The 14,430-nt window shown below is 64.8% G+C and carries 12 protein-coding genes and 1 pseudogene; 10 read left to right on the forward strand and 3 right to left on the reverse strand.

The window, feature by feature from the left end; translation table 11 throughout:
* The 5 genes and pseudogenes from Y708_RS26760 to Y708_RS0120265 all read left to right on the forward strand — a co-directional run.
* A partial coding sequence (locus Y708_RS26760) for a transposase (RefSeq protein WP_035777045.1) occupies positions 1-316 on the forward strand: 316 nt, incomplete at its 5' end.
* 100 nt (positions 317-416) lie between these two features.
* A pseudogene (locus Y708_RS28775) lies at positions 417-584 on the forward strand (YdeI/OmpD-associated family protein); the annotation flags it as partial.
* A gap of 112 nt (positions 585-696) precedes the next feature.
* Positions 697-1,752 carry an iron ABC transporter substrate-binding protein gene (locus Y708_RS0120255; RefSeq protein ID WP_028281319.1) on the forward strand — a complete coding sequence of 352 codons (1,056 nt, stop codon included), beginning with the start codon at positions 697-699 and terminating at the stop codon, positions 1,750-1,752.
* 19 nt (positions 1,753-1,771) lie between these two features.
* A complete protein-coding gene (locus Y708_RS26765) occupies positions 1,772-3,394 on the forward strand; it encodes an ABC transporter permease (protein ID WP_051479232.1) in 1,623 nt (540 codons plus the stop codon).
* Complete coding sequence (locus tag Y708_RS0120265) at positions 3,391-4,539, forward strand: ABC transporter ATP-binding protein (RefSeq protein WP_028281320.1); 1,149 nt, start codon at positions 3,391-3,393, stop codon at positions 4,537-4,539. Before Y708_RS26765 ends, Y708_RS0120265 begins: the two co-directional genes overlap by 4 nt.
* 35 nt (positions 4,540-4,574) lie before the next feature.
* Here Y708_RS0120265 and Y708_RS0120270 read toward each other — a convergent pair whose 3' ends face one another.
* Both Y708_RS0120270 and Y708_RS31600 read right to left on the reverse strand, forming a co-directional pair.
* Positions 4,575-6,683, reverse strand: coding sequence for an iron ABC transporter permease (locus Y708_RS0120270; RefSeq protein ID WP_035777046.1), 2,109 nt, complete (start codon positions 6,681-6,683; stop codon positions 4,575-4,577).
* A gap of 2 nt (positions 6,684-6,685) precedes the next feature.
* Positions 6,686-8,551 (reverse strand): ATP-binding cassette domain-containing protein, encoded by a 1,866-nt coding sequence (locus tag Y708_RS31600; RefSeq protein ID WP_343213003.1) that lies wholly within the window; start codon positions 8,549-8,551, stop codon positions 6,686-6,688.
* A 222-nt stretch (positions 8,552-8,773) separates the two neighbouring features.
* On the opposite strand from Y708_RS31600, the gene Y708_RS0120280 reads away from it, so the two are divergent.
* Positions 8,774-10,234, forward strand: coding sequence for a glyceraldehyde-3-phosphate dehydrogenase (locus Y708_RS0120280; RefSeq protein WP_275451125.1), 1,461 nt, complete (start codon positions 8,774-8,776; stop codon positions 10,232-10,234).
* An 80-nt stretch (positions 10,235-10,314) separates the two neighbouring features.
* Here Y708_RS0120280 and Y708_RS0120285 read toward each other — a convergent pair whose 3' ends face one another.
* Entirely contained in the window at positions 10,315-11,397 is a 1,083-nt protein-coding gene (locus Y708_RS0120285) for a glycoside hydrolase family 76 protein (RefSeq protein WP_028281324.1), read from the reverse strand.
* 130 nt (positions 11,398-11,527) lie between these two features.
* On the opposite strand from Y708_RS0120285, the gene Y708_RS0120290 reads away from it, so the two are divergent.
* The 4 genes from Y708_RS0120290 (at position 11,528) to Y708_RS0120305 (ending at position 14,301) form a co-directional block, all read left to right on the forward strand.
* Positions 11,528-12,298: a 3-hydroxyacyl-CoA dehydrogenase gene (locus Y708_RS0120290; RefSeq protein ID WP_028281325.1), complete on the forward strand. Its 771-nt coding sequence runs from the start codon at positions 11,528-11,530 to the stop codon at positions 12,296-12,298.
* 27 nt (positions 12,299-12,325) lie between these two features.
* Positions 12,326-13,492, forward strand: coding sequence for an acyl-CoA dehydrogenase family protein (locus tag Y708_RS0120295; RefSeq protein WP_028281326.1), 1,167 nt, complete (start codon positions 12,326-12,328; stop codon positions 13,490-13,492).
* Between the two features lie 65 nt (positions 13,493-13,557).
* Entirely contained in the window at positions 13,558-13,980 is a 423-nt protein-coding gene (locus Y708_RS0120300; protein WP_028281327.1) for a VOC family protein, read from the forward strand.
* Positions 13,981-13,995: 15 nt separating this feature from the next.
* Complete coding sequence (locus Y708_RS0120305) at positions 13,996-14,301, forward strand: hypothetical protein (RefSeq protein WP_028281328.1); 306 nt, start codon at positions 13,996-13,998, stop codon at positions 14,299-14,301.
* The last annotated feature ends 129 nt before the right edge of the window (positions 14,302-14,430 follow it).

Raw genomic sequence — 14,430 nt, forward strand, 5'->3', positions numbered from 1 at the left:
CATCCCCCGCGCCAAGGACGGGTCCCTCCCCGCCGAGTGGCTGCTCGCCGAATGGCCCAAAGGCGCACCCGCACCCACCGACTACTGGCTCTCCACCCTGCCGGAGACGACACCGCTGAAGGAACTCGTCCGGATCGCCAAAATCCGGTGGCGCATCGAGCACGACTACCGCGAACTGAAAACCGGGCTCGGCCTCGACCACTTCGAAGGCCGCACCTGGCTCGGCTGGCACCACCACGCCACGCTCGTCACCGCCGCCCATTTATTCATCACCACACTGCGCCTGACACGCCCAAAAGCGCCTGGGGCAGCCTGAGTCTCTACGGCATCCTCCGCGAGCTTCAACACCTCGTCGCCGTCCGGACCGGATACTGCCCCTACTGCCAACCGCGAGCTCCGACCTAACTAAGTACTACAAGGCGCAGGCAATGTTTGATGTGCTGACATCCCAGAACCGGTTCGCCCTGATCTTTAGGATGAGCCAACTGAAAACCCAGGCAGGCCGCGAGAAAAGGATTGAGGCATTCGTGGAAATGCTTGCCCGGTATGAGGCGCCGTACCCGCAGAAACGGGCGCCCAGGTGACAGCGGCAAGGCAAGTGACGTAATTACGTCACATTTGTATGTTGCAATCAACATCACCGGTGTAAGGTAAGGCTGTCCTTTACTTCTCAGCTCGACCTCGTGGAGACCACCAATGCCAGCACCACACAGACTCGCGGCACTCGCCGCCACCACCGCGCTTATCCTCACCGGATGCGGCGCAGCATCGGAGCCTTCAGCAGAGCAGGAACCCGTAGAGTCCGCCTCCATGGAAAGCGATGACGCGCTCACCGTCTATTCGGGCCGGGATGAGGATCTGGTACAGCCGCTCATCGACATGTTTGAGGAACAGAGCGGTATCGAAGTTGAGGTCCGGTACGCCAACACCCCAGAGCTCGGCGCGCTGCTCCTCGAAGAGGGCGAGCAGAGCCCGGCACAGGTGTTCCTGTCCCAGGACGCCGGCGCTCTCGGAGCGCTCAGCACGGCCGGCCTGTTCAGCACCCTGCCCGAGGAGATCACGGGCACCGTCCCCGCCGGCTTTACGTCCGCGGATGACACCTGGGTAGGAGTCACGGGACGCGCCCGCGTCATTGTGTACGACGGCGAGAGCCTGGCCGACGACGAAGTGCCCACCTCAGTGGACACGCTGACCGAGCCCGAATGGTCCGGCCGCGTGGGGATCGCACCCTCCAATGCCAGTTTCCAGGCCTTCATTACGGCCTACCGTGTGCTCAATGGCGAAGAGGCGGCCGACGAATGGGTTGCCGGCCTGGCGGCCAACGATCCGCAGATCTTCGAGAACAACGGTGCGGTGCTGGCCGCGGTCAACGAAGGTGTTGTGGACACCGGCCTCATCAACCATTACTACTGGTTTGCGCAGGCGGCCGAGGTGGGCGAGGAAAACATGCGGGCACAGCTCTCCTACCCCGAAGCAGGGGACGCCGGATCCATCGTGAACGTCACCGGGGCCGGGGTGCTGACGGCCGGCGCCGAGGACGCGGAGGCGTACGAGTTTGTGAAGTTCCTCGTCTCCGAGGAGGCGCAGCAGTACTTCGTCGAAGAGACGTTTGAATACCCACTGCTTGAGGGTGTCGAATCACCCGAGGGGCTTCCCGGCCTTGACACGCTGGTGAACCCAGAGCTGGATCTATCGGACCTGGAGTCCCTTGAGGTGACTCAGGAACTGCTCAGCAAGCATGGGCTGATTTAGGAACACCGACGATGCAACCATGAGTCCGGAGACCCGCACGAAGGGACGCGACCGCACACGGCGGACGCGTCCCTTCGGCGCGCCGGTGTGGCTCGTAGTGGTTGCAGCGGGATGCGCCGCGGTGGCTGCCATTCCGTTGGCCTACCTGGTTGCACGCGCGGCCGAGGTGGACGCGGCCGATATTGCTGAAACGCTGCTCCGCCCCCAGGTACTTCGGCTCACGCTTAACTCAGTGCTGCTCGCGGCAGCCGTCACGGTTGCGTGTTTGGTGCTGGGCACGGCCAGCGCCTGGGTACTCACCCGGGTCAAGCTGCCCGCGCCGCGCGGAATGCTCCTGATTTCGGCTCTCCCGCTGGCGGTCCCGTCCTATCTGGCGTCCTACGGCTGGCTGGTGTGGTTCCCCACGCTCAACGGATTTTGGGCGAGCTGGCTGATTATGACGGCGGTCTGCACGCCGTACGTCACGCTTCCCATCGCAGCCGCATTGCGCAGTGGTTCGGGCGATTTGGAAGCCGTTGCACGCACCCTGGGGCGGGGTCCGCTCAGCGCGTTTCGTGCGGCGGTCTGGCCGCAGATCCGTCCCGCCGCCGTTGCCGGTGCCCTCCTTGTGTGCCTGTACACGCTGTCCGACTTTGGGCTCGTGTCCATGCTGCGATATCAGACGCTGACCTGGGGCATCAATTCTGCCTACGCGGCCAGTTTCAACCGTAACCAAGCTGCACTGCTCGCCATGGTCCTGGTGGTCCTGGCACTGGGGATTGTGACGGCGGAAAACCGCTTCCGCGGGAACGCCAAGATTGCAGGCGGGAAGAACGGCAGGAAAAACGGCGGAAACGGCAGCGGCCGATCCATCCGTCAACAGGGTCGGGGCCGGGCCGCGTTGCGCGATGCCGGGCGATGGAAAGCCGCACTGACCGTACTGGTCCTGTCGGTGCCGCTGATCGGCGTCGTCATCCCCGTGGCTGGGCTGACCTCCCGCCTGCTCCAGGCCGCGACGCTTCGTGAGCTCGACATTACGCGGCTCCTCGAGGCAATTGGCGCCACACTGGGTCTTGCCGTAGCCGGAGCAGTCGGCGCCGTACTGCTGGCCTTGCCCATCGCCGCGTTGGCTGCGCGGTACCGCGGTCGCCTCGTTGCCGCTGTTGAAGCCGTGGGGTTCCTTGGGCACGCGCTGCCTGGCATTGTGGTGGGTCTCTCCCTGGTGTTTTTCGCGCTGGCTGCTGTGCCCGCGCTCTATCAGAGCGCCGTCGTGCTGGTCTTCGCCTACGTGGTGCTGTTCATGCCCAAGGCCATCGGCACCATGCGCGGCGGTATTGCCGCGGTCCCCGGCGACCTGCTGGATGTGTCGCGGAGTCTTGGTCTGTCACCATGGAAAACCTGGTGGTATGTCACCGCGCGGCTTGCGCTGCCCGGCATCGGCGTAGGTGCATTGCTGGTTGCCATCTCTGTCATGAAAGAATTGCCGGCAACCCTGTTGCTGCGGCCCACAGGTATTTCCACCCTGGCTACTGAATTATGGTCTCGAACCACTGTGCTCGAGTTCGGGGCGGCAGCACCGTATGCTGCGGCGCTGGTAGTGCTGGCTGCGGTCCCGGCAGTGGTGCTCTCTGGAATCCGTGGCGTTGCGAAGGAGGAATTGTGAGCTGGGTGGCAATCGATGGGCTGCATGTGGCGTACGGCGAGACAGCAGTGCTCGACGGCGTCCAGCTGGACATCCCGCGCGGAAGCCTCACTGCAGTGCTGGGTCCGAGCGGCTGCGGCAAGACAACGCTCCTGCGGGCGATCGCCGGGTTGCTGCCCGCGACCGGCGGCACCATCCGCGTCGGTGAAAGACTGCTCTCCTCGCCAACCAGGCAGCTCGCGCCCGAGAAACGGGGTGTTGGGTGGGTGCCGCAGGACGCCTCGCTTTTTCCGCACCTCACGGTCGGGGAGAATATCGCCTTTGGGCTGACCGGGCGTTCTGCGCGGAGGGCCGGACTCGGTGCTGGTCAGTGTGGGCAAATGGACACCCGGCGAGGAGCGGGCCTGCGTGGAGGCGTGGAGCGGCAACGGCTGGACCGCAAAGCCAGGGTTGCGGAACTGGCGGAGCTGGTTGGGCTGACAGCGTTCATTGACCGTGCGCCGTCGCAGCTCTCGGGCGGCCAGGCCCAGCGCGTTGCACTGGCGCGTGCGCTTGCGCCGCGGCCGGACCTGGTGCTCCTCGATGAGCCGTTCGCCGCGCTTGATCCGCAGCTTCGCGCATCATTGCGCCGCGAGGTGGCCGATCTCCTGCGGGCACAATCCAACACCAGCATCCTCGTCACCCATGACCAGGAGGAAGCTCTGTCCCTGGCCGATTACGTGGCCGTGATGCGCGACGGACGCATTCTCCAATGGGGTACTCCGTGGGAGGTATATGAGCGGCCCGTCAGCCGGTGGGTGGCCGCCTTTGTTGGCGACACCGTCGAACTGGACGGCCGGTGGGCGGATGGCCGCGTTGACTGCCCCCTGGGTTCCATCGATGCCGAGGCATCGGACGGCGCGCTCGCTTCCGAGGGACAACCGGTGCGCCTGATGTTGCGGCCTGAATGGTTGGAGGTGGCGCCCGGCGGTGACTCCCTGGTGACCTCCGTTGCCTATGCAGGCCATGATGCGCTGGTCAGCGTCTCTCTGCCTAACGGCACGTCGGTGCGTGCGCGGGTGGCCGCCCCGATACTGCCTCAGCGCGGCGATCGGGTGCGGGTAAGCGTGCGGCACCGCGCGCTGGCTTACCCGGTGGGCGCCGCGACGGTGGGCGTCTCCGTTTAACAAGACCGTCTGACAAGACCGGAATCGTGGCAGCGTCAGCGGGCCAGCCTGCTTCGGAAGAGCAGGTACACGAAGTAGGGCGTCCCGAGCAGCGCGGTGAGCAGCCCCGCCGGCAGTTGCGCCGGGGCGATCATGGTCCGGCCCAGCAGATCGCCCGCGCAGACCAGCAGCGCACCCAGCAGCATGGCAGTGGGAAGCGCCAGCTTGTGCCGCGCGCCCACCAGTGCGCGTGCTGCGTGAGGTGCCACGAGTCCAACGAACCCGATCACGCCAATTCCCGCCACGGCGGACCCCGTGAGCATCACCGCGCATACCAACAGCACCAGCCGCGACCGCGGAACCGCAATCCCAAGCAACCTGGGCGTGTCCTCATCCAACGAGAGCAGATCCTGCGTGCGATGCAGCGAAGCAATGACCGGCACCGTCAGCAGCAAGGCAACAGTCATCGGTATGAGGTGCTGCATTGACCGGCCATACGTGGAACCGGACAGCCAGGTCAGGGCCTTGGCCTCGTTCCACGGGTCGGTCAGCACAATGAGCAGCGTTATGCCGGCCATCGCGGCCGCTGACACACCGATTCCCACCAGCACAAACCGGTCCGTCTGCATACCGCCCCGGAGCGCCAGCCCAAACACAATGAGTGACGCCACGGCCGCTCCCACACCCGCAGCCGCGCCAACAGCCCAAAACCCTGCCAGCGGTACAAAGGTGATGACCGCAATCGCACCAAGCCCGGCCCCGCCGGAGACACCAATGATTGACGGCTCCGCCAGCGGGTTTCGCGACACCGCTTGGATGGCGGTCCCCGCCAACGCCAGCGACGCACCCGCCAGCAGCGCTGCTGCTACCCGTGGGAACCGCGCATCCATCACGCTCGATACCACTGGTCCGGCCTGCCCGGACACCCAGTTGGCAACGTCGCCCAGCAGTAACTTCGCGTCGCCCAGCAACAGGCCGGCAATGGACCCGGCCACCATGAGCAGGGCAAGAACAATAATGACGACGACGCCGGCCCGCCCCGAGCGCGCGGACCGCAAGGACACTGAACGCGCCTCGCGCGTGGGGCCCGATGTTCGCATCCGGTGTGCGAGGACCACCAGGAAGATAGCCCCGAAAATGGTGGTGACTACACCGGTAGGAACCTCCACGGCCGCCTCGGCACCCACCAGCGCTCGCAGCAGCACGTCGGCTCCAAGCACCAGGAATATCCCCATCAGCGCCGAGGCCACGATCAGCGGCACGTGCCGGTGTAACCCGGGAACTTTTGCTGCGGCGAGGCGGACAACGGCGGGTGCCGCGAGCCCAACAAAGCCAATGGGCCCGGCGATGGTCACCGCTGCGGCCGCAAGCAGCACGGCCAGCACCACCGCAAGGATCTGTGTGCCCCTCACCTTGATGCCGAGCACCCGCGCCTGATCATCGCCCAGCGTGAGCAGGTCAAGGGAACGGGATTTTGCGAGCAGAACGGCGAGCACCACGCCAATGAGCGGAGCCAGCAGCACAAACTTATCCATCCCGCTCTGCCCCAGGGACCCCGAGCCCCACGCAAACAAGCCACGGGTTTCCTGTGCGAAAAGAATCAGGAGCGTGTGGGTCAGGGCGCTGAACGCCAGCGCAATCGCCGAGCCCGCCAGCACCAGCCGGACGCTGGTCGACTGACCGGTGCCGGAGAGCGCCAGCACCAACGCAGCCGCACCGAGCCCGCCCACAAAGGCAACACCCACCGCGCCGAGCAACGGCATCTGCAGTCCAATCGCTGCCACGGCGACAATCGCCAGGTGCGCGCCGGCGTTGACCGCCAAGGTGTCCGGCGAGGCCAATGCGTTCCGCGACACCGACTGCATGACTGCGCCGGCCGCCCCCAGCGCCACACCCACCAGGACGCCCGCAACCAGACGCGGCACCCGGCTGGCGGCGACGACGGCGGCCGTGTCGCCGTCGTCGTTGGTTCCGAAAACCAGGCCCAGAATGTCCCCGGCGTTCACGGTCGAGGTGCCCTGCGTAATGTGGACGAGGGCAAGAATAATGGTCGCGGCGAGGAGCAAGCCGCCAACGGCCACAAGCCGGACACCTGGCTCAGCGAGCTGCGCGGACGGGGAATCCGGCGTGGTACGCGGCCCGCTGGTGAGGGTGCCCGGTGTCATGGCTATTCGGTGACGGCAGCGACTGCCGCGTCGATGAGCTGCTCCATGGAGGTTGGCCCGCCGAACATCCAGATGGAATCGGGAAAGCGGTGCACGTTGCCGGATTCGACGAACGGCAGCGATGTCCAGATGGCATTTTCCGCAAGCTCATCCTGGAACGGGTCACCGAACGCGTCATTGGCGATGTACCAGAAGCGTGTGTCTTCACTGAGCGCAGTGAGGCCTTCGACGTCGGTCTGAGCCAGGCCGTAGGCGGGGTCGCCTTCCTGGGACCAGCCGTTGCTGATGCCGAGTTCTTCGAAGACATCGGACGCCAATGAACCTTGCGCAAAAGGGCGGATGGAGACGCTGCCGGCGTCCACATAGGCGTCGGAGAACGCCACGGTGGCCCCCGCCGCACCAGCTTCTTCAATGGCGGCCTTCCCCTCCTCAACCTTGGAATCAAAGCTGGCCTTCAGTTCGGCGGCCTGATCCTCGGTGCCGGTGATCTTCGCGATCAGGTCCAGGTTTTTGAACATCTGCCCTATGTTGTCCTGCGAGTCGCCTCCCGGGATAACGATCACGGGCACCGTCTTCTCGATCTGCTCAATAGCGCCTTCCACGAGCTGATCCGTCACCAGAACAACGTCCGGCTCCAGGGAAACAAGGGTGTCGATGCTCGGCTCCCCGCGCAGGCCAATGTCCGTCACCGTGTCATCCAGCGGGGCGGAGCTGACCCACGTGTTGTAGCCCTCAATATCGGCGACTCCTACCGGCATGACGCCCAGCGAGACGGCGTTTTCCACCACGTTCCACTCGGTGCCTGCAACACGCTCGGCTGGCCCTTCCAGGGTGATCTCCTTGCCGCGGGCGTCGGTGACCGTAATGGTTTCACCGGCCGCTGGGGTGGGCTCCTGCCCGGTTCCGGCGGCGTCCTCGGTAGTGCCGCAGGCGGTAAGCGCCAGGAGGGTTGCCGCTGCCAGGGCAGCGAGGATCTTGGGTTGTTTCATTGGTTGTTCTTTTCCTAGGGATGGACGGCTCAGGAAGCGCGGAGGACGAGTTTCTCTGCGGTGTTGCCGTTGGTTGTGGCGGCCCACCGCCCGCGTGTGCATCTGGCCGTCGAGATCCACGCTGACCTCGATCCGGACGCCGTATGCGTGGGAAAGATTCTCGCCAGTGAGAACGGTCTGCGGTGCGCCCTGGGCCATGATTCGCCCTGCATCGAGAAGAACCACGTGATCCGCGATTGCCGCGGCCTGGTCCAGATCATGCAGCACGACGCCGACGGTGACCCCGTGGTCCACCGCCAAATCGCGGATCACGTCGAGGATCTCCACCTGGTAGTGCAGGTCCAGGTAGGTGGTTGGCTCGTCAAGCAGTAGTACGCCAGTGTCTTGCGCCAGGCAGGTGGCCAGCCAGACACGCTGGAGTTGTCCGCCGGAGAGGGCCGTCACGGGGCGGTCTGCCAGTTCGGCGGTTCGGGTGAGGTTCATGGCGTGCTCGACGACGGCGCTTCCTCCGGCGTCGCGGGCGGTCCAGCGGGCGCGGTGTGGGTGGCGTCCAAACTCAACCACTTCCTTGACGGAAATACCGGCCGGGACGGGTCTGCTCTGGGCGAGCAGCGTGACGGTGCGGGCAAAGCCTTTGGGGGAGAGGCTGAAGATGTCCGCCCCTCCGGTCAGGGTGACGCTGCCGGAATCGGCGCGGTGCAACCGGGCGATAGTCCGCAGCAGGGTGGACTTGCCGCTGCCGTTGGGCCCGATCAGGGCGGTGACGCGTCCCGGTTGCAGCTCGAAGGAGGCAGCGCTGACAGCGGGTTCTTTCCCGTAGGAAATGGTCAGTTCGCTTGCCTGCAGTCCCAGGCCCGGCGCGGAATCGATGAGAGTCACAGAGCTAAGGGAAGGCAACCCTTAGCTTTCTGGCAAACATTACGTCACAGATGTGTAGCCTAATTTTCCACTCCGCGGGTGGGGTGCATCACTTAGCGGCCAAAACCACAGCGCCGGCAGATCCGCTGCGGTTTAATGGAATTGCGGATGATCGCCGCTAAACCACCAACATCGTCGTCGGGCAAGACAACCTTGAGCTCCGGCGCCTGAGAGGAAACTGTCGTGCATCACGACCCAACGGAGTGTCTTGATACGTGGATGAGCCGGGAGTCCCTGGCTGAGGGGATGATTCCCGTGATCGGCCGGCTGTACCGCGAGAACAACGTGGTGACCAGCATTCATGGCCGCAGCCTGATCAATAAGTCCACTATGAACATCCTCAAGGCGCACCGCTTTGCCCGCCGCATGAGCAAAGAGGAACTGCTGCTCGAGGAGACCGCACCCCTGCTGCGTGCGCTGGCGGAACTGAACCCCGGTGCGGCGGCCATCGACATCGCGCGCCTCAACCAGAAATTCAAGGCCGAAGCGAACGGCGCCTCCCTGGACGAATTCCTGCGCGCTGAGCTTGCCGGGATTGTTGGACGCGGCGGCGCGGATGAGCGGACCAGCACTGACGTCGTTCTCTATGGATTTGGGCGCATTGGCCGCCTGGTTGCCCGCCTCCTGATCGAGAAGGCGGGAGGGGGTCACGGGCTGCGCCTGCGCGCCATCGTTGTCCGCCGCGGCGCGGAGAAGGATCTGGCGAAGCGGGCAAGCCTGCTCCGCCGCGATTCCGTGCATGGTCCCTTTGAAGGAACCATCCGGATCGATGAGGAGACGAACACCATCACGGCAAACGGTGTGCGGATCCAGGTCATCTACTCGGACAACCCGGCCACCATCGACTACACCTCGTACGGAATCCAGAACGCGCTGGTGGTGGATAACACCGGCCGCTGGCGCGACCAGGAGGGCCTGTCGCAGCACCTGCAGAGCAACGGGGTTGCCCGGGTGCTGCTGACGGCTCCCGGCAAGGGCGTGTTGAAGAATATTGTCCACGGCATCAACCACCGTGACATAACGCCTGCGGACCCCATCATCACCGCCGCTTCCTGCACCACCAACGCAATCACCCCGGTGCTGAAAGCCGTCAATGACAAGTACGGCGTGGTGCACGGTCACGTGGAAACCGTGCACTCCTTCACCAATGATCAGAACCTCATTGACAACTTCCACAAGGGCGACCGCCGCGGCCGCTCCGCCGCACTCAACATGGTGATCACCGAAACCGGCGCCGCCAAGGCCGTGGCCAAGGCACTGCCCCAGCTCGAGGGCAAACTAACCGGCAGTTCCATCCGGGTTCCCACCCCGGATGTGTCCATCGCCATCCTGAACCTGACCCTCGAAACAGGCACCACCAAGGACGAGGTCAACAACTACCTCCGCGAAATGTCCTTGCACTCGGACCTGCGCAAGCAGCTCGACTACATCGATTCACCCGACGTTGTGTCGACGGACTTTGTGGGATCGCGGCGCTCAGGCACAGTAGACGGCCTGGCAACGGTCTCCACCGACAAAAATCTGGTCCTCTATGTCTGGTATGACAACGAATTCGGCTACAGCTGCCAGGTTGTCCGGGTCATGGAGGAGATGGCCGGGGTGAATCCGCCGTCGTTCCCCACGCCGGAGCCGGTGCACGCCTAACCCCCTGTCATCGACTCTCCCCAAAATGACCTTCTCAGCCCGTTTTTATGGTTGAAACGGTCACTTTGGGGAGAGTCGATTCAGGAGACGCGGGCGGCTGCCTCAAAAATCATCCACGCCTGCAGCTGCGTGGAGAGCTGGACGGTCCCGGCTGCGGTCGGGTACTCGGTCACGTCTTCGGCTGAGGACGGGAAAACCAGGAACGTACGACGGCGGCTTCCGGGCCGGGTGCCGGCGCCGGCCAGCATGCGGGCAGGTGTCCAGCCGGGGTTGATGTCGAGCGTACGCTCGGTGCGTCCGGCCCAGAGGGCATCCGCCGTGGTCGTGATCATGCTCCGGGCTGTTCCGCGCACACTATCCGGAAGGTCCGCCCCGGCAGCCAGCGCCAGATAGCGGGCCAGGATTCCGGTGAAGAGCCCGCCGTCGCCGGCGCCGTGGGTTCGAAGCGCGCCCCCCGGCAGGGTCAGACCATCCGAGACGGCGCCAACGAGGTCAGCGGCACGGCGCAGGTTCTGTTCGCCGCCGAGGCTGAGCAGCGCACCCAGGACCGGGCCCTGGTTGTAGCTGTAGATGGTCCGTTCCACAACCTCACGACCGTCGCGCAGCCGGATTCCGTCGAGGAACAGGCCGGATTCCGCATCCCACAGCCGGGCGTACAACCATTCGACCAACTGCTGCGCCCGGTCGCGCTGACCATGCCGGGCGAAGAACAATGCGGCGGGTGCGGTGGCCGGCGTGTTCTTGAAGTCACGCGCAGTGTTCCAGAACAGGCCCCCGCCTAGGTCTGCGGTGTGCGCGGACTCCAGTGCGCGGCCCAGGGAAGCCGGGGCGCTACCCAGCCGGGCGGCAGCGAGAGCCAGCCAGGCCATGTCGTCGTAGTAGGAGTTGGTCCAACGGAACCCGTTGCGGAGCCAGATGCCGCGCAGCAGGCGGCGTGCGCGCCGGCGATGGGCGCCGTCGTCGTCCCCATCCTTCCGGGCCGCCGCATCCACGAGGCAATCCAGGTAGTGGGCTTGCCACCAGTAGTGCCAGCCCCCGCCGGGTGCGCCCGGCAGGGCCGTGGACGCAAGTTGCGTCCCGGGCAGGCCCAGCAGCCCGCGGCCGAATGCGGTTGTCACTGATTCGGACGCCAGCCGTGCCCGGACGTTGGGAGGAGTGAGCATATGAACACCCTAGTCGTGCAATACCTGACGGCGATTGAGCATTTTGCGCAGTCGGGCACGCCCCGGATGCCTGGTGGGCTGGGTCACAGTAGGCTCAGGTTGGCAGTTGTGAACCCAGAAGGAGGATCTGATGGACATTTCCGGTTCAGTTGCGCTTGTGACCGGCGGTGCGTCCGGTTTGGGCCGGGCCACCGCTCAAAGACTGTACGACGACGGCGCCTACGTAGTTCTGCTCGACCTCCCGCAGTCGGACGGGGAAAGCGTCGCTGCCGGGCTGGGGGACAGGGCGCGGTTTATGGCCGCTGACGTTACCGCTCCGGACCAGGTGCAGGCTGCCATTGACGCTGCCATGGAGTTGGGCCCACTGCGTGTGGCCGTTAATTGCGCCGGCGTTGCCACACCCGGCAAGGTGCTGGGGCGTGACGGCGTACTGCCGCTGGAGCAGTTTGCCAAGGTCATCAACATCAACCTCATCGGCACGTTCAACGTGATCCGGCTGGCTGCGGCGGCCATTGCGTCCACGGAGCCGGTGGCCGGCGAATCCCCGGAACGCGGCGTCATCGTCAACACCGCGTCGGTGGCGGCGTTTGACGGGCAAATTGGGCAGCCCGCCTATGCTGCGTCAAAAGGAGCGGTGGCCGCGATGACCCTTCCGATTGCGCGTGAACTGGCCCGCTCCCTGATCCGTGTGGTGACGATCGCTCCCGGCATCTTCGAGACACCCATGATGGCCGGGCTGCCACAGGAAGCGCAGGACTCGCTCGGAGCCCAGGTTCCGCATCCGTCGCGTTTGGGGAAGCCGTTCGAGTACGCGGCATTGGTATCCCACATTGTTCAGAACCAGATGCTCAATGGCGAAACCATTCGCCTGGACGGCGCCATCCGCATGGCGCCGAAGTGAAACCCAACTACCCGAAAGGACGGCTCAATGGAGAGCAGTCTCCCGTCCGCTGACTTCTTCGGATTCGAAGCGCTACTCAGTGCTGCCGAACAGGCCAAGCTGCAGGATGTTCGCGACTTCCTCGCCAAGGACGTGGCACCCTATGCCGCCGACTGGTGGAACCGGGCCGAATTCCCCACCGACGTGCTGCCGAAACTGGCCGCACTCAACCTGAGCACGCCGGCGCAGCAGGGCTACAGTCATCTGTTCAGTGGGATGGTCATCGCCGAGCTGACCCGCGCCGACACCTCGCTGGCCACGTTCTTCATGGTGCACCACGATCTGTTTGTGGAAGCGCTGCACCAGTTTGGATCCGCCGACCAACAGGACCGACTCCTGCAGGACGCCATGGACCTGCGAATCACCGGAGCATTTGCGCTCACCGAACCGCAGCACGGCTCGGATGTTGCTGGTGGGATGGCAACCACGGCCACCAGGACGGGCGATACGTGGGTGCTCAACGGGGCCAAACGCTGGATTGGAAACGGGACCTTCTGCGATTACATGCTGCTGTGGGCACGGGACACCACGGACGGTGCAGTACGCGGATTCATCCTCGAGGCGACGCTGCCCGGCGTCACCCGGACAGTCATCGGGAACAAGATCGCCCTGCGGACAGTCCAGAACGCTGACATTGTGCTGGACAACGTCCGCGTGGCCGAGGCTGATCGCTTTGCCGGAATTAACAGCTTCAATGACACCAAGAAGCTGCTGCAGGGTTCCCGGATCCTGGTTGGTTGGCAGGCTGTGGGCCAGCAACTGGCAGCGTTCGACGTCGCGCGGCAGTATGCGGTGGAGCGTCACCAGTTCGGCAAGCCGCTGGCGTCCTTCCAGCTGGTGCAGGACCAGTTGGTGCGGATGCTCGGAAACGCCACTGCCAGCATGGCCATGATGGCGCAGGTTGCACAGCTTCAGTCCGCGCGGGAGGGCGCCAACATGGCTCAGGCCGCGCTCGCCAAGGCCCACACCTCGGCCCTGATGCGCGACACCGTGTCTATGGGCCGCTCCATCCTGGGCGGCAACGGCATTGTCACGGACTACGGTATGGCCAAGATTTTTGCCGACGCCGAAGCCATCTATACGTACGAGGGGTCCTTTGAAATCAACTCCCTCATAGTGGGGCGGGCGATCACCGGGATCTCTGCGATTCTCTAGTACTTTGGGCGTCTGCGCGGTCCCGCGGGTATAGCGTGGGAGAACGCCCCCGAGATTGGAGCATCATGCCTGTTGCTGTATCCGACTTTGCCCACGTCCGCCTCACGGTGACAGACATCGATCGATCGCGTGAGTTCTGCGACGCCGTCTTCGGCTTCGATGTGGCGTTCGAAGCGCCGCCCGCTGATGCCGATCAGGAAACCAAGGACCAGCTCGCGTTCCTGTTCGGAGGAGTGATCTACAGCTTCGGTGGAGGGCTGCTTGGCCTTCGCCCCGTCGCTTCCGGCGGTGATCGCCATAACGAGGACAAGGTTGGCCTGGACCACCTGAGCCTCGCCATGCCGGGCCGGGCTGATCTGGAGTCCGCAGTGACGCTCCTTGACGGGCTCGGTGTTACCCATGGGGGCATCAAGGACATCGGAGCGGGTTTCATCCTGGAATTCCGGGATCCGGACAACGTGGCGCTCGAACTGTTCGCTTCCGCGTAACCCACCGCGTCACCCGTGCCGTCTTTCCGCGCCCAACTGGACATCACCGGTCTGCGTGCAGGTCAGGTGCCCGAGGCCGTCATGAAATCAGCGATCGCAGCGGTTGGTTCCGGCCACAATGTCGAAGCGAACCAGTTGGACATTGTGGCCGGCGTGCCCCGCATCACCGTACGCTTCACGGTGGAAGAAGCAATGTACGACGACGGCAATCACCAGGCGCTGCGCGCCGCGGCGAACATGCGTCATGCGGTGGAGGAGGTTGCCGTGGTTCGGAGGCCGCTGGTTCTGCGGCTGCACCGCGGGAAATGGGTGAAAGTGTAACGGCGGGGAAATGGGTGAAGGTGTAATGGCGCCGGCGCGGCAGTTCACGTCTCGGGATCCAGATGCGGTCTGGGGACCTAGGCACAAGTGTGGCGCCGGGACGCAGGCGCCGCCGTCGTCGTCATGTGA

Source organism: Arthrobacter sp. H5 (genome assembly GCF_000520595.1).
Classification (GTDB): Bacteria; Actinomycetota; Actinomycetes; order Actinomycetales; family Micrococcaceae; genus Arthrobacter_D.